This is a genomic window from Kocuria sp. LUK, from assembly GCF_021012935.1.
GTDB lineage: Bacteria > Actinomycetota > Actinomycetes > Actinomycetales > Micrococcaceae > Kocuria > Kocuria flava.
In genome coordinates, this window is record NZ_JAJMZI010000003.1 from 391,540 (window position 1) to 414,877 (window position 23,338).

The following is a 23,338-nucleotide window of genomic DNA, read 5'->3' on the forward strand; positions in this document are numbered from 1 at the left end:
CGGGCCCCGTCCGGACCCCGCCCCGCCCGCGCGGGAGGAGCGCCGCCCGCGCGGGGCGGTCCCGGCACCCGGCCCGGGACGCACCGCCGCGCCCGGGGGCTCAGGTGCCGGCCAGGCCCATCCGGTCGAGCACCCACGCGTACTCCCAGGCGGTGTCGCGCCACTGCGCGTACCGGCCCGAGGCCCCGCCGTGGCCGCCGGCCATCTCGCAGCGCAGCAGCACCGGGTGCCCCGAGGTCGAGCGCTCGCGCAGGGCCGCGACCCACTTGGCCGGCTCGACGTAGAGCACCCGGGTGTCGTGCAGGCTCGTGACCGCGAGCACCGGGGGATAGGGCCGGGCCCCGACGTTCTCGTAGGGGGAGTACTCGCGCATGTACCGGTAGACGTGCGGGTCCTCGATGGGGTTGCCCCACTCCTCCCACTCCAGGGCCGTCAGCGGCAGCGACGGGTCCAGGATCGAGGTCAGCGGGTCCACGAACGGCACCGCCGCGAGGGCCCCGCAGTACTTCTCCGGGGCGAGGTTGAGCACCGCGCCCACGAGCAGGCCCCCGGCCGAGCCGCCCATCACGAGGATCCGGCGCTCGTCCACGTCCGGGCGGGCGGCCAGGTGGTCGGTGACGGCCACGAAGTCCGTGAACGTGTTGGCCTTGTGCAGCTTCTTCCCGTGCTCGTACCACGACCGGCCCAGCTCCCCGCCGCCGCGCACGTGCGCGACCGCCCACACCACGCCGCGGTCCAGCAGGGACAGCCGCGAGACCGAGAAGGCCGGGTCCGTGCTGTGCTCGTAGGAGCCGTAGGCGTACTGCAGCACCGGCGCGGGCACCGAGGGGTCGAGGTCGGCGCGCCGGACCAGCGAGACGGGGATGCGCGTGCCGTCGGCGGCGGTGGCCCAGTCGCGCTCCACGGTGTAGTCGGCCGGGTCGTAGCCGCCGAGCACCGTCGCCTCGCGGCGCAGCAGCGGCTCGGCCGGCAGGGCGTCGTCGTCGCCGGTGGCCCCGGCCGCGAAGACGTCGTAGACGCGCGGCGGGGTGGTGAAGGAGGTGTAGGACAGCCGCACCACGGGGGCGTCGAACTCCGCGGCCGCGACGGTCGCGGTGTAGAGCTCCTCCCCGAAGGCCGGCTCGACGGCGGCCGCGGCCGGGTCCGCCGCGAGCGCGGCCAGCGGCACGAGCCGGACCCGCAGCGTGGTCCCCGCGCGCACGGAGACCACCAGGTGCCCGGCGGTGACGGCGCAGCCGTGCACGCGCTCACCGGGCACGGCGGGCACGACGTCGCGCAGCGCCACCTGCGCCACCGGCCGGCCGAGGTCGGCCGGGTCCATCAGCGAGACCCGGGAGTCGGGGGCCTCGTGGTCGTGGGTGAGCAGGATCTGCTCGCGCCCCCCGAGCAGGAACGGCTCGGCCTCGTAGAGCACCCGGTCGGTGCGCGGGAGCACGACCCGCGGCTCGGCGCCGGGGTCGTCGGCGGGCAGCAGGCGCACCTCGGAGTACTCCGAGCAGGCGGCCTCGAGCAGGATCCACCGCCGGTCGGCGGAGAGCCCGGCGCCCAGCCACAGGCCGGGGTCGTCCTCCTGCGCCACCACGACGTCCTCGGCCACCGGGGTGCCCAGCTCGTGGCGGCGCACCTGGTGGGGCCGCCACGCGTCGTCGACCACCGTGTAGTAGACGCTGCGGGCGTCGGGGGAGAGGAACGCCCCGTAGAAGACGCCCGGGATCTCGTCCGCGAGCACGGCGCCGGTGACGAGGTCCCTCACGCGCAGCACGAAGCGCTCGTCGCCGGTGGTGTCCTCGGCCCACGCGAGCAGGCTCCCGTCCTCGGCGACGTCGAAGGAGCCCAGGGCGTAGAAGGAGTGCTTCGCGGCCTCGGCGTCGGCGTCCAGGAGCACCTGCTCACCGGGCATCGGGGTGCCGGGCTCGACCACGGGCGGGGTCCAGTCGGCGAGAAGATCCCCGGTCGTGGCGGCGGGCACCCGGCAGAAGGACTGGTGGGCCCCGCCCTCCACGGTGCGGGCGAAGTACCACCAGTCCCCGCGCCGCTCGGGCACGGAGAGGTCGGTCTCCTGGGTGCGGGCGCGGATCTCCTCGTAGACCGTCTCCCGCAGCGGCCCCAGGTGGGCCGTGGAGGCCTCCGCGTAGTCGTTCTCCGCCCCGAGGTGGGCCAGCACCTCGGGGGACTCCTTCTCGCGCAGCCACTCGTAGGGGTCCTCGAAGAGGTGGCCGTGGAAGGCGCGCTGGGCGGGGCGGCGGTCGATCCGTGGGGGCTGGACAGTCATGGGGCCATCCTAGGGATCCCCGGACCACGGGCGGGACACCCCGTGGGGCGGGGGAGCCGGGGCGGGAGGCCTCCGCGGGGCGGCGGCACCGGGACGGCGACAGGACGGCGGCGGGCCGGAGGGCAGCCGGAGCGGGGGCGTCCCGCGGGGCACCGGGGATCCGGGGCGGGGGAGCGGCGGGGCCGATAATGGGCCGATGAGCACCCCCGCCGTCCCCGACCCGCCCGCGACCCCCGACCGCGCCGCCCCCGTGCTGGGCTCGGCCCGCGCCGACCTGTGGACCCAGGTCCTGCTCGTGCTCGGCGTCTCCCTGGGGGCCTCCGCCGTCTACGCCGTGCTCTCCCTGGCCGAGCACCTCGCCCGCGGGCCCCTGGCCGAGGCGCAGGCGACCCTCAACCCGGCGCTGAGCCCCCTGCCGCTGCTGGACCTCGCCCGCCAGCTCGCCGGCATCGGCCTGGACCTCGTGCCGGTGCTGCTCGCGCTGTACCTGCTCGCCGGCTCCGCCGCGGCCCTGCCGGCCGTGCTGCGCCGGATCGGCCTCGACGCCCGCATGCCCTGGCCGGACCTGGGCCTGGGCGCGGTGCTCTTCCTGCTCATGGGCCTGGGCACCCTGGCCCTGTACGCGGCCGGGCGGGCCCTGGGCCTGACCGCCGCGGTCAGCACCTCGGGGCTGGGGGAGCACTGGTGGACGGTGCCGGTGCTGCTGGCCTCGGCGCTGCGCCACGCGCTGGTCGAGGAGGTCGTCGTCGTCGCCTTCCTCGCCGACCGGCTCACCCGGCTGGGCTGGCGCTGGCCCGCGGTGCTCGCCGCGACCGCCGTGTTCCGCGGGCTCTACCACGTCTACCAGGGCGTCGGCCCGTTCCTGGGCAACGTGGTCATGGGCGTGGTCTTCGCCGAGCTCTACCGGCGCACGGGCCGGGTCATGCCGCTCGTGGTGGCGCACTTCCTGCTCGACGCCGTCGGCTTCCTCGGCAGCGCCTGGCTGCTGGGCTGAGGCCCCGGGCCCGGCGGAACGCGGTACGGCGGCCCGCAGGACGGCGCGAGGGGCGGCGTCCGGCGGCTCCCGGGAGGGGAGAACCACCGGACGCCGCCCCTCGTGGTCCGGGCGGGCGGGGCCTCAGATGGTCACGGCCCCGTCGGGGGTCGTGAACGTCACCGCGAGCAGCCCCGGCGTGCCCTCCGGGTAGCGCCACTCGACCTCGAGGTCCTCGAGCACCTCCTCGACCGGCGCGCCCAGCCAGTCGGTGACCCGCTCCGGGGAGCCCGCGATGGACATCCCGTGCAGGCCCACGTCCGTGATCCGCGCCTGCGAGGGGTGCATCTCGGGCGCGGAGTCGAAGTGCACCATGAACGGCAGCTGCGGGTCCGCGATGAGACCCTTGACGCCGATCTGGTGCCACTGCAGGCACCGGCCGTCCGGGAACACCCGGTGGCCCGGCACCGCCTCGCGCCCCAGGCGCCGCTCGAACGGGGCCAGGTCCTCGACCTCCACGACCCAGCCCAGCCAGCCGCCGCCGGCGGCGGAGCGGGCCCGCACGGCCTGCCCGTAGGGCGCCTTCTCGGCCGCGGGGTGCTGGAGCACCTCGACGACCTCCACGTACTGGTGGTTGGTCAGCGGCAGGATCATGTTGCGGGTGCCGAAGCGCGGGTGCACCCCGCCCTTGACCGGCTCGATGCCCAGCCGGTCGGCGATGCGCTCCGTGGTGGCCTCGAGGCCCTCGGGGCGGCAGGCGTAGGACACGTGGTCGACTCTCATGGGCACATCGTGGCACCCTGTGAGATTCGTCTCCAAATCGGCTCGTCCCGCACCGACACGGGCCCGCCCGGGCCGCACCGCGCACCGGCGCAGCACCGCCTCCCGGGCCGGTGCACGATCCTGCCCGGCCCGGTGCGCGCAGCGTCCGGGGCCGCCGCGCGGGCCCCGTCGGGCGGACCCGGCTTGACGCCGCGTTCCCGGACTCAAGAGAATGAGCCGCAGGTCATGAGCGCCAGCACCGAGCCCCAGCTAGCTGGCCGGCAACCCTCCACCGCGGTGGGGTGCCCTGGGTGAAGACCAGGCTCCTCGCGCCCGGCGAGCGAGCAAGCGCGGGTCCTCGGTGCCCGGCCGCAGCCGGCCGCACCGCTCCGGCCGGACACCGGACCCCTGACCATCCGCAAGGAGCTCACGGCATGTCCGAGTCCCCCCGCACCACCACCGACGAGCGGCCCACGCCCGAGAACCCGGGCGGCTGGTCCTTCGAGACCCGGCAGATCCACGCCGGCCAGAGCCCCGACCCGGTCACCGGCTCGCGCGCCCTGCCGATCCACCAGACCACCTCGTTCGTCTTCCCGGACGCGCAGGCCGCCGCGGACCGCTTCGCGCTCGCCGAGCTCGGCCCCATCTACACCCGGATCGGCAACCCGACCACCGAGGTCGTCGAGAACCGGATCACCGCCCTCGAGGGCGGGGTGGGCGCGCTGATGCTCAGTGCCGGCCAGTCCGCCACGAGCTTCGCGGTGCTCAACCTCGCCGGGGCCGGCGACCACGTCGTGGCCAGCCCGAGCCTCTACGGCGGGACGTTCAACCTCTTCAAGTACACCCTGCCGAAGCTGGGCATCGAGACCACGTTCGTCGAGGACCCGGACGACCCCGAGGCGTGGCGGCGGGCCGTGCGGCCCAACACCAAGGCCTTCTTCGCCGAGTCGATCCCCAACCCGCGCAACGACGTGCTCGACATCGAGACGGTCGCGGGCCTCGCCCACGACGCCGGGGTCCCGCTGATCGTGGACAACACCGTGGCCACCCCCTACCTGGTGCGGCCCTTCGAGTGGGGCGCCGACGTCGTCGTGCACTCCGCGACCAAGTTCCTCGGCGGCCACGGCACCGCGATCGGCGGGGTGATCGTCGACGCAGGGCGCTTCGACTACGGCCGCGACCCCGAGCGCTTCCCCGGGTTCAACCAGCCGGACGAGTCCTACGGCGGGCTCGTCTACGCGGAGACCCTCGGCGCGGACGGCCCGTTCGGCGTCAACCTCTCCTACATCCTCAAGGCCCGGGTGCAGCTGCTGCGCGACCTCGGCTCCTCGATCTCCCCGTTCAACGCGTTCCTCATCGAGCAGGGCATCGAGACGCTGTCCCTGCGCATGGAGCGCCACGTGGCCAACGCCGAGGCGGTCGCCCGGTGGCTCGAGGCCCGCGACGACGTCCGCTCCGTCTCCTACGCCGGGCTGGCCTCCTCCCCGTGGCACGCCCGTGCCCGCAAGTACGCCCCGCGCGGGGCCGGGTCGATCGTGGGCTTCGTGCTCGACGGCGGGCGGGAGGCCGGCGCCGCGTTCGTCGACGGGCTCACGCTGCACTCCAACGTCGCCAACATCGGCGACGTCCGCTCGCTGGTGATCCACCCCGCCTCGACCACCCACAGCCAGCTGCTGCCCGAGGAGCAGCTGGCCGCCGGGGTCGAGCCCGGCTTCGTGCGCCTGTCCGTGGGCCTGGAGCACGTCGAGGACATCCTCGCCGACCTCGAGCAGGGCTTCGCCGCCGCCGCGGCCCGCGGGGGCGCGGCATGACGGTGGTCCTGCCGCGCGGCGCGGCCGCCCCCGGACCGGTCCGCGAGGACGGGGTGCTGCGCCACGCCGAGATCGGCACGCTGGAGCTCGAGTCCGGGTTCCGGCTGCCCGGGGTGCGCCTGGCCTACGAGACGTGGGGCACCCTGGCCCCGGACGGCTCCAACGCCGTGCTGGTCGAGCACGCCCTCACCGGCGACACCCACGTGGCCTCCGGCCGCGCCCGTCCCGGCGCCCCCGCGGACGAGCAGCGCGCCGCCGAGGCCGGCGGCTGGTGGGAGGGCCTCGTCGGCCCCGGTGCGGCCATCGACACCGACCGGTGGTTCGTGGTCTGCGCCAACATCGTCGGCGGCTGCTACGGCTCCACCGGCCCCGCCAGCCCGGCCCCGCCCGAGGTGGACCCCGAGGGGCGGCCCTGGGGCTCGCGCTTCCCCATGATCACGATCCGCGACGCCGTGCGCGCCGAGGAGGCCCTCGCCGACGCCCTGGGCGTCGGCGCGTGGCGGCTGGTGATCGGCGGGTCGATGGGCGGGGCCCGGGCCCTGGAGTGGGCCGTCACCGTCCCCGACCGGGTGCGCGCCTGCGCCGTGGTCGCCGCGTGCGCCCAGTCCAGCGCCGAGCAGATCGCCTGGGGTCAGGCGCAGAACCTGGCCATCCGCCAGGACCCGGACTTCCGCGGCGGCGACTACTACGACGGCCCCGCGCCCGTGGCCGGCCTCGGCCTGGCCCGGCGGATCGCCCACGTCACCTACCGCTCCGCCGCGGAGCTGCACCACCGCTTCGGGCGCACCCCGCAGGGGGAGCGGGACGTGATCGGCGCCCGCCCGGCCGAGCGGGGCCGCTACCAGGTGGAGAGCTACCTCGACCACCAGGCCTCCAAGCTCGCCGGGCGCTTCGACGCCAACTCCTACCTCGTGGTCAACGAGGCCCTGATGTCCCACGACGTCGCCCGCGGCCGCGGCACCCTCGAGGAGGCGCTGGCCCGCGCCTCGTGCGAGTGGCTCGTGGCCGCGGTGGACTCCGACCGGCTCTACCTGCCGCACGAGTCCGACGTCCTGGCCGCGGCCCTGCCGGGTGAGGTGCGCCGGCGCACCCTCACCTCGCCCTCCGGTCACGACGGGTTCCTCATCGAGGGCCCCCAGCTCGGGAAGCTGCTCGTGGAGACGGTGCTGCGGGAGGACTGAGCCGGCCGGGGCGGGTGGCACACTGGGGACCATGACCGACGCCTCCGCCGATCCCACGACCGCCCGCCCCGGAGCGGCCCCCGCGCCGTTCGCCGTGTGGAGCAACGACGCCGACGCCCGCCCCGGGACCCCGCTGCTCGTGCTGCTGCACGGCTACGGCTCCCACGAGCAGGACCTCATGGGGCTGCTGCCCGCGCTGCCGCCCGAGTTCAGCGTGGTCTCCCTGCGGGCCCCGCAGCCGGTGCAGGCGGGCTACCAGTGGTTCCCGCTCTCCGGGGAGCTCGGCTTCTCCGCCGAGGCGGTCGTGGACGCGGTGCTCCCGGTGGCCGCCTGGCTGCGCGAGCGCGCCGCCGAGCACCCGAGCACCACCCTGCTGGGCTTCTCCCAGGGCATGGCGATGGCCACCTCGCTGGCCCGCCACATGCCCGGGGAGATCGCCGCGGTCGTGGGGCTGTCCGGGTTCGTGGTCCCGGGGGAGCACCCCGCCTTCGACGACGCCCGGCTGCGGGAGCGGCCGCTGCCGCTGTTCTGGGGCCGGGACCCGCAGGACCCGGTCATCCCGCCGGCGCTCGTGGACGCCACGGCCGAGTGGGCGCTCGAGCACGCCGACGCCATGAAGGTCCAGTACACCGGGATCGGCCACGGCGTCGGCCCCCAGGAGCTCGGCCACGTCGGGGAGTACCTGCGCCACGTGGTCCTGGGCGCCCGCGCCTCCTGAGGGCTGCGCCCTCCCGAGAACCCCGTCCCTCCCGGGGGCGGGACCGGAACGGCTCAGTCCGCGGCGGTGATCCGCACGGCGGCGCCGCCGGCGGCGACCACGTCCCCCGGGTGCAGCTGGCGGCCGCGGCGGGTCTCGACCTCGCCGTTGACCCGCACCTGCCCATCCTCCACGAGGGCCCGGGCCTGGGCCCCGTCCTCGGCGAGGTTCGCGAGCTTCAGCGCCTGGCCGAGGCGGATCATCCCGTCGCGGATCGGCAGGTCGTCGGCGGGTCCGGGGTGCTGGGAGGTCGTCATGGGCCCATTCTCCCGCACCCGCCCCGCCACGCCCGCATCCCCGGGCACGCTCGCGCTCCCGGGCACGCTCCTGCCCCGCGCCCGGACAGCACCCCGGCCGGCCACGGACCGGCGGCGGCGCGGCGCGGCGCGGCGCGGGAGCGTGCCCGGTCCGGCCCGGGCGGCGGGCCCGTCGACAATTGGCTACCCTGGGGCGAGGACGTCGCACGCGGCGTCCTCGTTCGTGACGGCCGCAGGCCGTCCGCCCCGCGGCGGGCACGCCGGGGGCGCCCCATCCCACGCGCGTCCGCAGCCGGCGGTCGGGCGAGACCCCGGAGGAAACCCCTATGGCCCCCAAGACCACGCTGGACAACGTCATCTCGCTGGCCAAGCGCCGCGGATTCGTCTTCCAGGCGGGTGAGATCTACGGCGGCTCCCGCTCCGCCTGGGACTACGGGCCCCTGGGCGCGGAGCTGAAGGAGAACATCAAGCACGAGTGGTGGCAGACCTTCGTGCGCGGGCGCGAGGACATGGTGGGCCTGGACTCCTCGATCATCCTGCCCAAGGCCGTGTGGGAGGCCTCCGGGCACGTGGCGACCTTCACCGACCCGCTCGTCGAGTGCCTCTCCTGCCACAAGCGCGCCCGCCAGGACCACCTGCTGGAAGCCTTCGAGGAGAAGAAGGGCCGGGCCCCCGAGAACGGCATGGCCGAGATCCCCTGCCCCAACTGCGGCACCAAGGGGCAGTGGACGGACCCGCAGCAGTTCTCCGGGCTGATGAAGACCTTCCTGGGCCCCGTGGACAACGAGGAGGGCCTGCACTACCTGCGGCCCGAGACCGCCCAGGGCATCTTCGTGAACTTCAACAACGTGGTGACCGCGGCCCGCAAGAAGCCGCCGTTCGGCATCGGCCAGATCGGCAAGGCCTTCCGCAACGAGATCACCCCGGGCAACTTCATCTTCCGCACCCGCGAGTTCGAGCAGATGGAGATCGAGTACTTCACCCACCCGGACGAGGCCGCCCGCTGGTTCGACGAGTGGGTCGAGGCCTGCTGGAGCTGGTTCACCGACCTGGGCATCGACCCGGAGAACATGCGCCGCTTCGACGTCCCGGCCGAGGAGCGGGCCCACTACTCGGCGGGCACGATCGACATCGAGTACCGCTTCGGCTTCCAGGGCAACCCGTGGGGGGAGCTGATGGGCGTGGCCAACCGCACCGACTACGACCTCGGCGTGCACAACGAGCACTCCAACGCGGAGCTGAGCTTCTTCGACCAGCAGACCGAGGAGCGCTACGTCCCCTACGTGATCGAGCCCTCCTTCGGGCTGACCCGGTCGATGATGGCCTTCCTCGTCGACGCCTACACCGAGGACGAGGCGCCCAACTCCAAGGGCGGGGTGGACAAGCGCACCGTGCTCAAGCTCGACCCGCGCCTGGCCCCGGTCAAGGCCGCCGTGCTGCCGCTCTCGCGCAACGAGCAGCTCTCGCCCAAGGCCCGCGACCTCGCAGCGGAGCTGCGCCGGAAGTGGAACATCGACTTCGACGACGCCGGGGCGATCGGGCGCCGCTACCGCCGCCAGGACGAGATCGGCACCCCGTACTGCATCACCGTGGACTTCGACACCCTCGAGGACCAGGCCGTGACCGTGCGCGAGCGCGACGCCATGACCCAGGAGCGGGTCTCCCTCGACCGCGTCCGCTCCTACCTCGCCGAGAAGCTCGACTGCTGATGCGCACCCCCGCCGGCCTGAGCATCCGTCCCTGGCGGGACGGCGACGACCTGCGGCTGCTCGAGGTCTGGCCCGACCCCGAGACCCCGCAGTCCCAGCAGTTCCGGGCCCTTCTGCGCCCCGACGACGACGCCCCGTGGTCGCGCACGCTGGTGGCCGAGGACTCCGGCGTGCCCGTGGCCGCCGGCACGGTCCACGAGTCGCCCCTGCACCCGCTGCGGCTGTGGGCCTGGGTCGAGGTCGCCCCCGACCGCCGCGGCGAGGGCATCGGCACCGCGCTGCTGGCCCGGCTGCGCGCGGAGGCCGCCTCCGCGCCGTCGGGCACCACGGCCCTGCGCACCCGGGTGGCCCCCGGCTCGGCGGGGGAGCGCTTCGCCCGCGCCGCGGGCCTGGACCCGGTGCGCACCTCGCGCGTGGTGCGGGTCGGGGCCGGCGCGCTGCCGGTGCGCCCGCTCGACGCCGGCCCGGACGGCTCGCCCGCCCAGACGGTCGAGGACCTGGCCACCGGCTCGGTCGAGCTCACCCGGGCCCTGTGGGAGTTCTACCGGGCCGAGCACGGCTGGGACCCGCCGGCCGACCTGCCCGTGGGCCGGGTGAACACGCTCTTCCTCTCGGACGCCGCCCACGCCTTCGGGGCCGTCGTGCTGCGCAACGGCGCGGGCCCGGGGGAGCGGGGCCGGATCTCCGCCTTCGCGGTCAGCTACCGCCCCGTGGAGCTCGACGCCGCCCCGGGGGCCGCGCCCCAGGAGCCGGCGGAGGCCGCGGCCAACGTCCTGCTGGGCTGGGCCCCGGGTGATCCCGCGGCCGGGCGGGCCCTCGAGCAACTGCTCGCGCTGCTGGTGCACGACCGTCCGGTGCAGCTGCAGGTGGACGGGACCACCTCCCCGCTGGCGGTCGTGATCGAGAACCTGCTGGCCGCGGGCGCGGCCGCCGTCGTCGAGGAGTCCGTGGTCCTCGCCGAGCCCGTCCGGTAGGCCCGCCGGTCCGGGCGCCCGGACCGGCGGCGCCCGGACCGCTCAGGCCCCGGGGCGGGGGACCGGCACGCCACCGGCCGCCGGGCTGTCCCGGGGCTCCCGTCCGGGTGCGCCGGCCCCCGGCGGGGCGCCGCCGCCGTCCTCCCCGGAGTCGTCCTCGCCGGGAGCCAGGGCCAGCACCACGAGGGCGGTCCCCAGCACGCCCAGGCCTGCCCAGCCCACCGGCGGCAGCCGCTCGCCGACCACGGCCACCGCCAGCAGGGCGGCCACGGCCGGCTCGGCGAGGGTCAGGGTCGTCGCGGTGCTCGGGCGCAGCCGGGTCAGCCCGAGGCCGAAGAGCCAGTAGCCGAGGAACATCGGCACCAGCGCCATGTAGACGGCCACGGCGAACGAGCTCCCCGAGGCCAGCAGGGGCGCCCCCGTGAGCAGCAGCACGGGCAGCAGCAGCGCGCCGCCGGCGCCGAAGACCGCCCCCATCGACGCCGCCCGACCCACCCCGTGGCCCATCAGGCGGTGGACCGTCCAGGAGTAGAGGGCGTAGGCGGCCCCGGCGACCAGCCCCAGCCCCACCCCCGCGGCGCTCGCCCCGGCGGAGCCCGCCGTGCGCCCGGTCCCGGACAGGCACAGCAGGGTGCTCCCGGTGGTGCCCAGGGCGGCGGCGAGCAGCCACCACCGGCCCAGCGGCCGCCGCTCGAGCACCCGCTCGAGCACGCCGGAGGCGAGCGGGGCCGAGGCCAGGGAGACCACCGTGCCGATCGCGACCCCGGCCAGGTGCATCGAGGAGTAGAAGGCCAGCGGGTAGACGGCCACCGCCGCCGCCCCCGCCGCGACGAGGGGCCGGTGGGACCGCAGACCGGCGCGCGCCCGGCGCAGGGCGGGCAGGGCGATCGCCGCCTGCAGCAGCCCGCCGATCCCGAGGGCCGCGGCCCCGATCGCCAGGGGGCCGGCACCCGGGGCGAAGGTCGCCGCCGTGCCCGTGGTGCCCCACAGGACCGCGGTGGTCAGCACGGCCGCGACCCCGGCGGGGGTGCCCGGCGCCGCGCGGGGGCCCCCGGCCCTCACGGCGCCGCCGTTCCCGCAGGCTCCGCTGCGCGGGACCCGGGCGGGACCCGGGTGCTCGTCGTCATCGCCGTCCCTTCGTCGACCGGCCGCGAGTCTACCCGGCGCCCGCCCGGCGGCCGGTCCGCCGGGCGGGACACGGCCCGGGACACCGGCCGGCGCCGGGACCCCTGCTGCCCGCGCGCAGGGGCCGGTCCCCGCCCGTGACGGGGGCGAGGCCCCCGGCTCCTGCGGCGTCGGCCGTCCGTGAGAGAATTCCCCGGTGATGGACACGACCACGACGCAGCGCCCGACGCACGACCCGGCACCGCCGGCACGCCTCGACCTGCCGCCCCTGCAGCTGGGCAGGCTCACGGTCGACGTGCCGGTCGTGCTCGCCCCGATGGCGGGTGTGACCAACAAGGCGTTCCGCCGCCTGTGCCGCGAGTACGGCGGCGGGCTCTACGTCACGGAGATGGTCACCGCCCGCGCACTCGTGGAGCGCCGGCCCGAGTCGATGCGGATCATCGACCACGACCCGGACGAGACACCCCGCTCCATCCAGATCTACGGGGTGGACGCGGTCAACGTCGGCCGGGCCGTGCGCATGGTCGTCGAGGAGGACCGCGCCGACCACGTCGACCTCAACTTCGGCTGCCCCGTGCCCAAGGTCACCAAGCGCGGGGGCGGCTCCGCCCTGCCGTGGAAGACCGACCTGTTCACCGCGATCGTGCGCACCGCCGTCGAGGAGGCCTCCCGCGGGGACGTGCCCGTGACCGTGAAGATGCGCAAGGGCATCGACGACGAGCACCTGACCTACCTCGAGGCCGGCCGGATCGCGCGCGACCACGGCGTCGCCGCGGTCGCCCTGCACGGGCGCACCCTCGAGCAGCACTACTCCGGGACCGCCGACTGGGACGCGATCGCCCGGCTGCGCGAGGCCCTGCCGGACGTCCCGGTGCTGGGCAACGGGGACGTCTGGAGCGCCGAGGACGCCGTGCGGATGGTCGAGCGCACCGGCGTGGACGGCGTGGTGGTCGGGCGCGGCTGCCAGGGCCGCCCCTGGCTGTTCGGCGACCTCCAGGCCGCCTTCGAGGGCCGCACCGAGCGCTTCCGCCCCGACCTCGCGACCGTCGCCGGCATCCTGCGCCGCCACGCCCAGCTGCTCGTGGAGACCTTCGGGGACGAGGGCAAGGGCGTGCGCGAGATCCGCAAGCACGTCGCCTGGTACTTCAAGGGCTATCCGGTGGGCGGGGAGCTGCGCGCCCGGCTGGCCCAGGTCCCCGACCTCGCGACCCTCGAGGCGCTGCTGGCCGAGCTCGACCCGGACGTCGGCTACCCGGGGGCGGCGGTCGAGGGCCCCCGCGGCCGCGCCGGCTCCCCGCGCCGGGCCCACCTGCCCGACGGCTGGCTGGCCTCCCGGGAGCTCGGCGACGCCGAGCGCCTCGGGCTGACCGCCGCCGAGCTCGACGTCTCCGGCGGCTGAGCACCGCCCCCACCCGAGAGGACCGGCATGCACCACATCTCCGTCGAGGCCGACCGCCCGGCCGTGCCCGCCCCGGGCTACGAGCCCCGGGACGCCGAGCGGCGGGTGGCCGAGGAGCACCACAACCGCCACCGCTCGGACTTCGAGCGCGACCGGGCGCGGATCCTGCACTCCGCCGCGCTGCGGCGGCTGGCCTCGAAGACGCAGGTGGTCTCCCCGGACACCGACGACTTCGTGCGCAACCGGCTCACGCACTCCCTCGAGGTCGCCCAGATCGGCCGGGAGCTGGGCCGGATGCTCGGCTGCGACCCCGACGTCGTCGACGCCGCCTGCCTCTCCCACGACCTCGGCCACCCGCCGTTCGGGCACAACGGCGAGGCCGCCCTCGACGAGCTGGCCCGGTCGGTCGGCGGCTTCGAGGGCAACGCCCAGACCCTGCGCCTGCTCGCGCGCCTCGAGCCCAAGGTCCTCGACGACGACGGGCGTCCCGCCGGGCTCAACCTCACCCGCGCCGCCCTCGACGCCGCGTGCAAGTACCCCTGGCGCGCCGAGGACGCCCCGCTGCGCGCCGACGGCACCCGCTCCCGCAAGTTCGGCGTCTACGAGGACGACCTGCCCGTGTTCGCGTGGATGCGGGAGGGTGCGCCCGCGGGCACCACGTGCCTGGAGAGCCAGGTGATGGACCTCGCCGACGACATCTCCTACTCCGTGCACGACGTCGAGGACGCCATCGCCTCCGGGCTCGTGCAGCTGGGCTGGCTCGCCGACACCGCCCAGCGGGAGAAGGTCGTGGAGTGGACCCGCCGCTGGTACCTGCCGCACACCGACCCCGCCGTGCTCGACGCCGCCCTCACCCGCCTCGAGGACACCCCGCTGTGGCTGCGGGAGATGGACGGCTCCCACCGCGCCCTGGCCCGGCTGAAGAACATGACCAGCCAGCTCATCGGCCGCTTCGCGATGTCCGCCGAGCACGCCACCCGGGCCATCTACGGCGACGAGCCCCTGACCCGCTACGCCGCCCGGCTCGTGGTCCCCGAGGACACCGCCACCGAGATCGCCGTGCTCAAGGGCATCGCCACCGCCTACGTGATGACCGTCCGGGACGCGCAGCCGATCTACGAGAACCAGCGCGAGGTGCTCTCGATCCTCGTCACCGCGCTGATGGACACCGACGGCCGGCACCTCTCGGCCGCCTTCGCCGAGGACTGGCACGCCATCGGGGACGGCCCCGGTGCCGAGGCGGCGCGGCTGCGGCTCGTCGTGGACCAGGTCGCGTCCCTCACCGACCTCTCCGCCGTCGCCCTCCACGACCGCATCCGCGGCACGCACTGGCGGGTGGGGGACAAGCCCCTCTGGTGAGCCCGGGCGGCCCCCGGAGGTTCCCCGGCCCGCCGTCCCGTTCAACGGGTGTGAGCTGTGCCTCACGGGTGAGCCTCCCTACACTCGTCGAGTCCGCGCCCGTCTGCCCCTAGGAAGACCACCCATGTCCTCTGCCTCCGCCAACACCCCCGCGGCGTCCCGGCGCCCCGGGGGTGCGCCGATCCTGCGCTCCCGCGCCTGGGTCGCCCCCCTGTGCTGGACCGCCGTGCTCCTCGACGGCTTCGACGCCGTGGTCCTCGGCGCCGTCCTGCCCTCGATGCTCGAGGGCGGCGCCCTCGGCATGACCACCGCCGACGGCACGGCCGTGGCCACCGCCGGCCTCGTCGGCATGATGATCGGCGCCCTCGCCATGGGCTACCTCACCGACCGGCTCGGCCGCCGGCGGATGCTCATCGGCGCCGTCGTGCTGTTCTCGCTGCTCACCTTCGCCGCCGCGTTCTCCCCGAACGTCCTCGTCTTCGGCCTGCTGCGCTTCCTCGCCGGCCTCGGTCTCGGCGGCTGCCTGCCGACGGCCATCGCCATGGTCACCGAGTTCGCCCGCCGCGGCCGGGGCTCCAACGCCACGACCGTCATGATGACCGGCTACCACGTGGGCGCGGTGCTCACCGCCGCCATCGCGATCGTGGTCGTGCGCCAGCTCGGCTGGCAGGAGATGTTCGTCCTCGGCTCCCTGCCCGCCCTCGTGCTCGTGCCCCTGATGCTGCGCTACCTGCCCGAGTCCCCGTCCTACCTCGCCTCCGCCGGGCGCACCACCGAGGCCCGGGCCGTCGCCGAGCACTACGGCCTCGAGCTCGAGCACCACGCCCCGGGCGAGGACGCCGCAGAGAAGGTCGGCGCCTCGCTGCTGCTCTCCAGCGGGTGGCGGCGGAACTCGATCGCCATCTGGATCGCGTCCTTCATGGGCCTGCTGCTGGTCTACGGCCTCAACACCTGGCTGCCGCAGATCATGCGCGCCGCCGAGTACGACCTCGGCAACTCCCTGGGCTTCCTGCTGATCCTCAACGTCGGGGCGGTCGCCGGCCTGTGGGTCTCCGGGCGCGTGGCCGACCGGATCACCCCGCGGGTCGCCGGGATCGCCTGGTTCCTCGGCTCGGCGGTGCTGCTCGCGGCGCTCGCGATCAAGCTGCCGCTGGCCGGGATCTACGTCATGGTCTTCCTCACCGGCTGCTTCGTCTTCTCCTCCCAGGTGCTCGTCTACGCGTTCACCGCGGCCAACCACCCGCCCCGCGTGCGGGCCACGGCCCTGGGGATGTCCGCCGGCGTGGGCCGGCTCGGGGCGATCTCCGGGCCGATCGTGGGCGGCACCCTGCTCGGCGCCGGCCTGGCCTACCCGTGGGGCTTCTTCGCCTTCGCGGCCGTCGGCGCCCTGGGCGGGCTCGCCCTGACCGGCACGCGCACCCGCCAGGAGCTGCGCGAGACCGCCCGCTGAGGCGCGCCGACCGCACCCGGCACCGGGGGCGGGGTGCGGCGGCCCGTCCGCCGTGCCCCGCCCCCGCCGCACCTCCGGGGCGCGGGCGGGCGCGTCCGCCCGCACGCCTACACTGAAGCCCGTGGCAGGACTGATCAGGCGCGAGGACATCGACGAGGTCCGCTCTCGCACGGACATCAAGGAGATCGTCGACGGCTACGTCACGCTCAAGAGCGCCGGCATCGGCTCGTGGAAGGGCCTGTGCCCCTTCCACGACGAGCGGACCCCCTCCTTCCACGTGCGCCCGCAGATGGGCACCTACCACTGTTTCGGCTGCGACGAGTCCGGGGACGTCATCGCGTTCCTGATGAACATCGACCACACCACCTTCACCGAGACCGTCGAGAAGCTCGCCGCGCGGATCGGCTACGAGCTGCGCTACGAGCAGGGCTCCGGGCCCAAGAAGGAGGAGGTCGGCCGGCGCCAGCGGCTGCTGGACGCGCACAAGGTCGCCGCCGAGTACTTCCAGCGCAACCTCTACACCCGCCAGGCCGGCCCCGCCCAGCAGTTCCTGGGCGAGCGCGGCTTCGACGGCGACGCCGCCCGCCGCTACGGCGTCGGCTACGCCCCCCGCGGCTGGGACCACCTGCTCAAGCACCTGCGCGGGCGCGGGTTCACCGACCAGGAGCTCAAGCTCACGGGCATGTTCTCGGAGGGCAACCGCGGGCTCTACGACCGCTTCCGCGGCCGGCTCGTGTGGCCGATCCGCGCGGTGGCCGGGGAGGTCATCGGCTTCGGCGCCCGCAAGCTCTTCGACGACGACCAGGGCCCGAAGTACCTCAACACCCCCGAGACGCCCCTGTACAAGAAGTCCCAGGTGCTCTACGGGATCGACCTCGCCAAGCGGGAGATCGCCAAGCAGCGGCGCGTCGTCGTCGTCGAGGGCTACACCGACGTCATGGCCTGCCACCTCGCGGGCGTGACCACCGCGGTCGCGACCTGCGGCACCGCCTTCGGGCCCGAGCACATCAAGATCGTCCGCCGCTTCCTCTCCGACAGCGGCGGCGGGGGAGAGGTCGTGTTCACCTTCGACGGCGACGCCGCCGGGCAGAAGGCCGCCCTGCGCGCCTTCGAGGAGGACCAGAAGTTCGTCGCCCAGACCTACGTGGCCGTCGAGCCCCACGGCATGGACCCCTGCGACCTACGCCTGGCCCGCGGGGACGCCGCCGTCGTCGAGCTCGTCGGGACCCGCCGGCCCCTGTTCGAGTTCGCGATCCGGGCGACCCTGAAGAACTTCGACCTCGACACCATCGAGGGCCGGATCCGGGCGATGCGCGCGTGCGCGCCGATCGTCGCCCGCATCCGCGACCGCTCGCTGCGCCCCGCCTACGCCCGGCAGCTGGCCGGGTGGCTCGGCCTGGACCCCTCCGAGGTCCAGCGCGCGGTCGACGCCGCCGGGCGCGCGCCCCGCGAGGACCGGGCCCCGGCCCGCACGCCCGAGGCGGAGCCCGCCGCCGAGCCCGGCGTGCAGCTGCCCGACCCCCGGGAGCCGGTGGCCCGGATGGAGCGGGAGGCCCTCGAGACCGTCATCCAGTGCGCCCACCTGCTCCAGGACCGGCACTGGGAGGAGTTCGGGCTCAGCGTCTTCCGCTACCCCGTCCACGGGGCGGTGCACGACGCCGTGCTCGCCGCCCGCTCCGGGCTGCCCGCCGGCACCGCCCCCGCCGGGCAGCCGTGGGTCGACGCCGTGCGCGGGCACCTGCCCGAGCCCCTGCACGGCTACCTCGCCGAGCTGGCCGTGACCCCGCTGCCCGCGACCACCGAGTCCCAGCTCGAGCGCTACACCGCCGACATCCTCAACCGGCTCTTCGAGCTGCAGATCAACCGGCGCAAGTCCGACCGGCTCGCCGAGCTGCAGCGCACCGACCCCACCGCCCAGCGCGAGCGCTACCAGCAGCTGCAGCGGGAGCTGCTCGAGCTCGAGATGCAGCGCCGCAGCCTGCGCCCGGACTGAGCGCCGCGCCCGCCGCCCCGGGGACCGGGACAATTTGGCGTTCGCGCGGCGGGGACGGTACAGTGATGGCTCGTTGCACGCGTGCGTGCACGGTCCCCCGTAGCTCAATTGGCAGAGCATTCGACTGTTAATCGAAGGGTTACTGGTTCGAGTCCAGTCGGGGGAGCAGCACAGGAGGCCCTCGCCGGCGGAACAGCCGGTGGGGGCCTTTTCCGTGCCCGCCGGTGGCCGGGGCGCGGGACACCAGGAGTCCGTCACGAGGTCCTGCGCGGCGATACCGGCACCGTGGAGCACGTCACCGGGGAGTGCGCCGGAGGCTGACCGGTGCAGCCCTGCACCTCCGGACGCTGACCACCGTGCCCGGCCCCCGCGGCGGGTCACGCCGGGCCCGGACCTCGGCCCGCCCTGCGAGGAGCACGAGCCGGCCGCGGAGTCGACGCCCTGCGTCATGACCGGCATGTGCACGGCCCGCCCCGTCCGTGGACGGAGCGGGCCGGTGTGCGCCGCCGCGGCGCCGACGACCACGGTGCGCTCACCGGCCGGTCGGACCGGCGCACCGGCGAGCGGCCCGTCGTGCGGCTGCTCGGGGCCCGGTGCGGTGGCGCACAGAGCCGGGGCACGTCAGCGGCGGCTCACCGGCGCGGGCGGCGTTCCCGGAGGATGCGCGCCAGGGAGTGCAGTCGCCGACGGGCCGGATGGCGGGCCTCCGAGAGCCGGGGCGGGCGCGTGAGGTGGGACCAGGAGCTGTACATCGCGCTGCCCTCGGTGACCGCCATGCGGTTGAGCAGCGAGGGCTGGCCTCCGGGACCGATGACCCGGCAGGAGACCTTGTCGTAGGTGTATCCGTCGTCGAGGGTGAACGTCGTCGCCGTCTGCCGCACCACGTTCCGTGCCACGGCGTGCTCAGCAGCGAGCATCCCGGGGTGCACGATGGCGCGCGCTCCCGGATGGGTGGCGCCGCCGTAGTTGACGGACAGGGGGTCTGTCATGACAGGAGGCTCCAGGTGGAGGTGGGGGATCGGCGGGAGCTCGGGAGGAGCACGCCGGGGTCCCCACCAGCGTACGTCGGGTCCTTGACGGGTCAACCACGCAGGAAGGGCCGGCGTCGCAGCCCGGGTCGTCGGCCGGGTGGCCCGAAGCCCCCGGCCGCTCACAGCGATGCAGAGCGGTCAGGGGCTTCGGGCCGCCCGCCCCCGGTGACGCGGGGAGCTAGCGGGAGGAGCCGCGGTCCCGCGGTTCGCCCCGGTCCCTCGGGGAGGGCGCTTCGGGCTGCCCGGTCAGCGGGCCGGAGTCCTCGTCGGCCACCCGGTCGTCGTCCTCGTCCGTGTTCGCCGTCAGGGCGTCCTCGTCGAGGACGCTCAGGTGCTCCTGCTGCTGCTCGGCCCAGGCCTGGTCGCGGTCGTCGGGCTGGTGGGTCATCGTCGCGCTCCTCGCTCGATCGGCGGTGGTGGCCCGATCCTACGCGCCGGCCGGGGCCCCGCCCGGTTCAGGCGGGGACGTCCGCGCCGGCGAGGCGGTCCTCGAGGACCAGGTCCCAGCCGCGGGCTCCCTGCACCACCGTGGCGCACCGCGCGGTGCCGTCCCGGTCGAACCAGCGCAGGGCCCCCTCGCGGAGGTCGACCCGGTAGCCCGACTGCGCGGCCACCCACGCGGCCTCCGCCAGGGCGTCGTCGCGGCTCTGCGGCCAGGAGAACCAGCCGACCGCGGCCGCGGCGGCGTAGCCGAGGACGAGCGCGAGGGCGAGCACGCCCAGCAGGGGTGGGACGAACGGGATCCAGGTGAGGGACACGGACAGGGGCATCCCCACGACCGCGACCGCGGCCGGGTTGTTCCAGCCGCGAGGTGCGGGGGTGCGCGGGGTGCGGGCCACGTCGGCGAAGACGCGCACCGGGGCGCCGGTGGCGGTCGGGCGGGATCCGTCGAAGTGCTGCTGCAGGCTCACGGTGGTCTCCAGGGGCAGGCGGGAGCAGCCGCCTGCTGCGGTCGGTGGGGCACGGGATCGGGGAGCCGGCGTGACGACGACGCGCGGGCCCTCCTACCGGTCTACCACCGACCGCCCCCGGAAACCGCTTCGGGGGACCGTTCGCTTGCTCACACGGTGTGCGCGGTCACGGGCACGGGCGCTTGGCCAGCTCCGCGGCCAGCGCCTGGGCCGAGGAGCTGGAGGAGTTGATCCGCCAGTCGGTCTCCTTGTTCATGTGGAACCACACCAGGCCGGTGACGTCCGGCTGCTGGGCGAGGTAGTAGACCAGGTGGGCGTTCCACTCCGCCTTGGAGCCGCCGGCCTCGGCCGAGGCCGTCTCCGCGACGACGATCTCCTTGCCCGGCGCGATCCGGCGCAGCTCGGCGAGCCCGTGGGCGAACAGGTCCCAGGGCTGCTGCCAGGAGGACCAGGACTGGGAGGTGCCCCAGTTGTAGCCGTCCAGGGCCACGACGTCGACCTGATCGTGTCCCGGGTACAGCCCCTCGAGCGGCGCGGACCCGTAGTAGGGCACGTTCGGGTTCCAGACCCACCGGACGTTGTCGGCCCCGGCCTCCGTGAAGATGTCGTGGACGTGGCGCCAGGCGGCGACGTAGTCCCCGGAGCGGTTGCCGTTGACCAGCTCCGCCCACGGGTACCAGTCGCCGTTCATCTCGTGGGCGAAGCGCAGCATCACCGGGTGACCCCAGGCGGCCAGCTGCTCGGCCCAGGACCGGATGTGGTCGTCGTGGGCTCCGGCGGCGATCCGCTCGAGGGCGAACTCCTGCTGCTGGACGCCGTTGCCCCACAGCCACGGCTCCCAGGTCAGCAGGGTGGTCGCGCCGGCGGACCGGGCCTGCTCGAGCTCGTGGAGCGGGACGGGCTGACCGAAGTCCTTGTAGGACAGGATCAGCGACGGCTTCTCCCCGGTCAGGGAGGCCACCTCGGCCAGCTCGCCCGCCGCGGCCGGGCCGCCGGGAGTGCCCACGCCGAAGCGCAGCGGGCACGTGCGCACCTGCGGCGCCGTCGTGACCGTCGTCGACGTGGTTGCGGTGCCCTTCTTCGCGGCGGCGGAGTTCTGGTGCGGGGCTGCGGAGGCCGCGCCGCCGGTGGCCAGGGCCAGGGCCGAGGCGAGGACGACGGCGGGGACCAGGGGGGAACGGGACACGGGGGTGCTCCTTGCTCGCGGTGCGCCCGGCGGCGCACCCACAACGGTGTTTGCGAAAGCATAGAGCGGAGGGCGGCGTTCGGGAACGCCGTGCTGCGCACTGTGGGCGTCCGTCAGTCCGGGACCGGGCGGGCGGGCTCCTCGTCCCCGGTGAAGCCGTCGTAGCGCACGGCACGGAACACGACGCTCAGCACGATCAGGTCGAAGACGACCCACGCGACGTTCACCAGCGTGCCCAGCGGCTCGTTGAGCCCCACGGCCAGACGCGACAGGCCGATCACGGCCGCGGCGGCGAGCAGGGACATGGCGACCAGCTGCGGGCGGACCAGGTGCCAGTCCCGGCTGCTGCCCTGCTTGACCTTGGGGGTGACGGCGAAGCCCAGGGGCCGGCCGAACCAGACGTTGCGGGCGGCCGTGGTGCAGGCCGTGATCCACGTGGGGAACAGGGCGAGGCTGTACTGCTGGCCGCGCCAGGTCTTCGCCCCGCGCCCGGCCACCGCGAACAGCAGCTGGTTGACCACCATGAAGGGGATGAACCGGAGGAAGAAGTCGGCGCTGAGGCTCGTGACCGGGAGGATGCCCAGGAGCAGGTAGACGATCGGGGCGGTGATGTAGACGACGGCGGCGAAGCCGGAGAGGTAGCTCCACATGGTCGCGAAGTACATCAGCCGCTGCGGCCACCGCAGGCCGCGCTTGAGGAGGGGGTTCTCCCGCAGCAGGACCTGGACGGTGCCCTGCGCCCAGCGCAGCCGCTGGGTCAGCATGGTCTTGAGGTCCTCGGGGGCCAGACCCACCGCGAGCACCTCGTGGTGGTAGACGCTGCGCCAGCCCAGGGCGTGCAGCCGCATGGAGGTGGCCATGTCCTCGGTCACGGAGATCGTGGCCAGGGGCATGACCGGCTGCGCCTCCTCCGAGCGCTCCACGGAGATGGCCTCGAGGACCGTGTGCACCGACTCCAGCGCGCCCAGGGGCGACCACTCCCGGGTGGAGAGCCGGGCCACCGCCCGGTCGACCTCGTCGGGGGTCAGGGGGCCGTGGCCGCCATCCGGTCCCAGGGCCTCGATCTCGGCGAGGTCCGCCTGCAGGGCGCTGACGTCCGCGGCGACGAGCTCCTGGACCGCGGCCTCGACCGTGCGGCGCAGCCCGTAGGTGATCTCGCTGTAGGACCGGCCGGCCTCGAGCTCCTCCCGGGCCCGGTCGGTCGCCCGCTCCACCTCGTCGAGCAGCCGGGCGACCGTGGGGTCGGCGGCCTGGGGGGAGCGCCGGGCCCGGCGCACGGCGGCCCGGGAGCCCCGCAGGGCCGTGCGGACGGAGCGCTCGACCTCCGCCACGTAGCCGACCAGGCCCAGCTGCATGAGCGCCTCGCGGCGCAGCAGGGCGTTGGAGCCGCAGAAGAAGGCGGCGTTCCAGCCGTCCTTGCCCTGCTGGAGGGGGCCGTAGAACAGCGGGGCCTGGCTGCCCAGCGGGTCGTCCTCGGGGACGTTGACGAACCACTGCGGGGTCTGGACCAGGGCGACCCTGCGGTCGTTGAAGTAGCCCAGGGTCCGGTCGAGGATCTCCGGCTCCGGCACCTGGTCCGCGTCCAGGATCATCATGAACTCGCCCTCGGTCAGCATCAGGGCGTTGTTGAGGTTGCCGGCCTTGGCGTGGCGCGGCCGGTCCTCCCAGTCCGCGCTGCGGGTCAGGTAGCCGATGCCGTGGCGCTCGGCGGCCTCGCGCATCGGTGCCCGCGCGCCGTCGTCGAGGATCCAGGTCCGGTGCGGGTAGCGGATCCGCTGCGCCGCGAGCGCCGTCCCCAGGACCATCTCGACCGGCTCGTCGTAGGTGGTGATGAACACGTCCACGGTCATCCCCGGCGGGGCCGGCGGCGGCGTGCGCTCCTTGAGCCGCCACATGGTCAGCCCGAACAGCATCACGTCGACCAGGCTGTAGGTCTCCGCGAGCACCAGCGGCACCGCGATCCACCACGCCGACCAGTTCAGGGACTCCAGCCACCGCCACGCGACGTAGTTGACTCCCAGCAGCACGGTGAGCACGACCAGCAGCCGGACCAGGAAACGGTGCACGCCACTCCTCCTGTCGGTGGTCCCGGCCGGAGGCGCCGCGCCGCGGACCGGGCGCGGCACGGTCCGCCGCTGCCCGAGAGCAGTATCCCGGCCCCTGGCCCCATCGCTTTGCATTTGCGCCC

The 23,338-nt window shown here is 75.0% G+C and carries 19 protein-coding genes, 1 tRNA gene and 1 riboswitch; of the genes, 11 read left to right on the forward strand and 9 right to left on the reverse strand.

Translation table 11 applies throughout. The features are described 5' to 3' along the window. Positions 1 to 100: 100 nt before the first annotated feature. A complete protein-coding gene (locus LQU92_RS07330; RefSeq protein ID WP_230779451.1) occupies positions 101 to 2,272 on the reverse strand; it encodes a S9 family peptidase in 2,172 nt (723 codons plus the stop codon). Between the two features lie 196 nt (positions 2,273 to 2,468). On the opposite strand from LQU92_RS07330, the gene LQU92_RS07335 reads away from it, so the two are divergent. Further along, complete coding sequence (locus LQU92_RS07335) at positions 2,469 to 3,266, forward strand: CPBP family intramembrane glutamic endopeptidase (protein ID WP_230779454.1); 798 nt, start codon at positions 2,469 to 2,471, stop codon at positions 3,264 to 3,266. Positions 3,267 to 3,389: 123 nt separating this feature from the next. On the opposite strand, the gene LQU92_RS07340 is transcribed toward LQU92_RS07335, so the two are convergent. Further along, complete coding sequence (locus LQU92_RS07340) at positions 3,390 to 4,028, reverse strand: VOC family protein (protein ID WP_112255806.1); 639 nt, start codon at positions 4,026 to 4,028, stop codon at positions 3,390 to 3,392. Positions 4,029 to 4,249: 221 nt separating this feature from the next. Then, a riboswitch (SAM riboswitch) is annotated at positions 4,250 to 4,364 on the forward strand. Between the two features lie 77 nt (positions 4,365 to 4,441). On the opposite strand from LQU92_RS07340, the gene LQU92_RS07345 reads away from it, so the two are divergent. The 3 genes from LQU92_RS07345 to LQU92_RS07355 are packed head-to-tail and all read left to right on the forward strand — an operon-like array spanning position 4,442 to position 7,717. Further along, the gene (locus tag LQU92_RS07345; RefSeq protein WP_230779457.1) at positions 4,442 to 5,818 is read left to right on the forward strand and encodes a bifunctional o-acetylhomoserine/o-acetylserine sulfhydrylase; all 1,377 of its coding nucleotides are present in this window, start codon (positions 4,442 to 4,444) and stop codon (positions 5,816 to 5,818) included. After that, positions 5,815 to 6,999, forward strand: a complete 1,185-nt coding sequence (locus tag LQU92_RS07350; protein WP_230779460.1) for a homoserine O-acetyltransferase — start codon at positions 5,815 to 5,817, stop codon at positions 6,997 to 6,999. Before LQU92_RS07345 ends, LQU92_RS07350 begins: the two co-directional genes overlap by 4 nt. 31 nt (positions 7,000 to 7,030) lie before the next feature. Next, positions 7,031 to 7,717, forward strand: coding sequence for an alpha/beta hydrolase (locus LQU92_RS07355; RefSeq protein WP_230779463.1), 687 nt, complete (start codon positions 7,031 to 7,033; stop codon positions 7,715 to 7,717). 53 nt (positions 7,718 to 7,770) lie between these two features. Here LQU92_RS07355 and LQU92_RS07360 read toward each other — a convergent pair whose 3' ends face one another. Further along, positions 7,771 to 8,013, reverse strand: coding sequence for an RNA-binding S4 domain-containing protein (locus tag LQU92_RS07360; RefSeq protein ID WP_058858441.1), 243 nt, complete (start codon positions 8,011 to 8,013; stop codon positions 7,771 to 7,773). A 326-nt stretch (positions 8,014 to 8,339) separates the two neighbouring features. Between LQU92_RS07360 and LQU92_RS07365 the strand changes: the two genes are divergently transcribed. Both LQU92_RS07365 and LQU92_RS07370 read left to right on the forward strand, forming a co-directional pair. Then, a complete protein-coding gene (locus LQU92_RS07365; RefSeq protein WP_058858442.1) occupies positions 8,340 to 9,722 on the forward strand; it encodes a glycine--tRNA ligase in 1,383 nt (460 codons plus the stop codon). Then, positions 9,722 to 10,696 (forward strand): GNAT family N-acetyltransferase, encoded by a 975-nt coding sequence (locus tag LQU92_RS07370; RefSeq protein ID WP_230779466.1) that lies wholly within the window; start codon positions 9,722 to 9,724, stop codon positions 10,694 to 10,696. Before LQU92_RS07365 ends, LQU92_RS07370 begins: the two co-directional genes overlap by 1 nt. Positions 10,697 to 10,738: 42 nt before the next feature. Here the strand turns inward: LQU92_RS07370 and LQU92_RS07375 are convergent, their stop codons facing one another. Then, on the reverse strand, positions 10,739 to 11,758 hold the full coding sequence (locus tag LQU92_RS07375; protein ID WP_230779469.1) for a DMT family transporter: 1,020 nt from the start codon (positions 11,756 to 11,758) through the stop codon (positions 10,739 to 10,741). A 262-nt stretch (positions 11,759 to 12,020) separates the two neighbouring features. Here LQU92_RS07375 and dusB point away from each other — a divergent pair, with 262 nt between their 5' ends. The 5 genes from dusB (at position 12,021) to LQU92_RS07400 (ending at position 18,188) form a co-directional block, all read left to right on the forward strand. Then, positions 12,021 to 13,220: a tRNA dihydrouridine synthase DusB gene (gene dusB, locus LQU92_RS07380; RefSeq protein WP_230779472.1), complete on the forward strand. Its 1,200-nt coding sequence runs from the start codon at positions 12,021 to 12,023 to the stop codon at positions 13,218 to 13,220. A 27-nt stretch (positions 13,221 to 13,247) separates the two neighbouring features. Beyond that, positions 13,248 to 14,579, forward strand: a complete 1,332-nt coding sequence (locus tag LQU92_RS07385; RefSeq protein ID WP_058858446.1) for a deoxyguanosinetriphosphate triphosphohydrolase — start codon at positions 13,248 to 13,250, stop codon at positions 14,577 to 14,579. 124 nt (positions 14,580 to 14,703) lie between these two features. Then, entirely contained in the window at positions 14,704 to 16,029 is a 1,326-nt protein-coding gene (locus LQU92_RS07390) for an aromatic acid/H+ symport family MFS transporter (protein ID WP_230779475.1), read from the forward strand. Between the two features lie 121 nt (positions 16,030 to 16,150). Beyond that, positions 16,151 to 18,022, forward strand: coding sequence for a DNA primase (gene dnaG, locus LQU92_RS07395; RefSeq protein WP_230779477.1), 1,872 nt, complete (start codon positions 16,151 to 16,153; stop codon positions 18,020 to 18,022). A gap of 93 nt (positions 18,023 to 18,115) precedes the next feature. After that, positions 18,116 to 18,188, forward strand: a tRNA-Asn gene (locus tag LQU92_RS07400). Between the two features lie 466 nt (positions 18,189 to 18,654). Here the strand turns inward: LQU92_RS07400 and LQU92_RS07405 are convergent. From LQU92_RS07405 to LQU92_RS07425, 5 genes are all read right to left on the reverse strand, one after another. Then, positions 18,655 to 19,011, reverse strand: coding sequence for a hypothetical protein (locus LQU92_RS07405; RefSeq protein WP_101852642.1), 357 nt, complete (start codon positions 19,009 to 19,011; stop codon positions 18,655 to 18,657). A 220-nt stretch (positions 19,012 to 19,231) separates the two neighbouring features. Next, positions 19,232 to 19,441 (reverse strand): hypothetical protein, encoded by a 210-nt coding sequence (locus tag LQU92_RS07410; RefSeq protein ID WP_101852641.1) that lies wholly within the window; start codon positions 19,439 to 19,441, stop codon positions 19,232 to 19,234. Between the two features lie 67 nt (positions 19,442 to 19,508). Beyond that, entirely contained in the window at positions 19,509 to 19,964 is a 456-nt protein-coding gene (locus LQU92_RS07415; RefSeq protein WP_230779479.1) for a hypothetical protein, read from the reverse strand. A gap of 166 nt (positions 19,965 to 20,130) precedes the next feature. Beyond that, entirely contained in the window at positions 20,131 to 21,150 is a 1,020-nt protein-coding gene (locus LQU92_RS07420) for a glycosyl hydrolase (RefSeq protein ID WP_308071603.1), read from the reverse strand. A gap of 113 nt (positions 21,151 to 21,263) precedes the next feature. After that, positions 21,264 to 23,216: a glycosyltransferase family 2 protein gene (locus tag LQU92_RS07425; RefSeq protein ID WP_230779482.1), complete on the reverse strand. Its 1,953-nt coding sequence runs from the start codon at positions 23,214 to 23,216 to the stop codon at positions 21,264 to 21,266. Positions 23,217 to 23,338 lie beyond the last annotated feature (122 nt).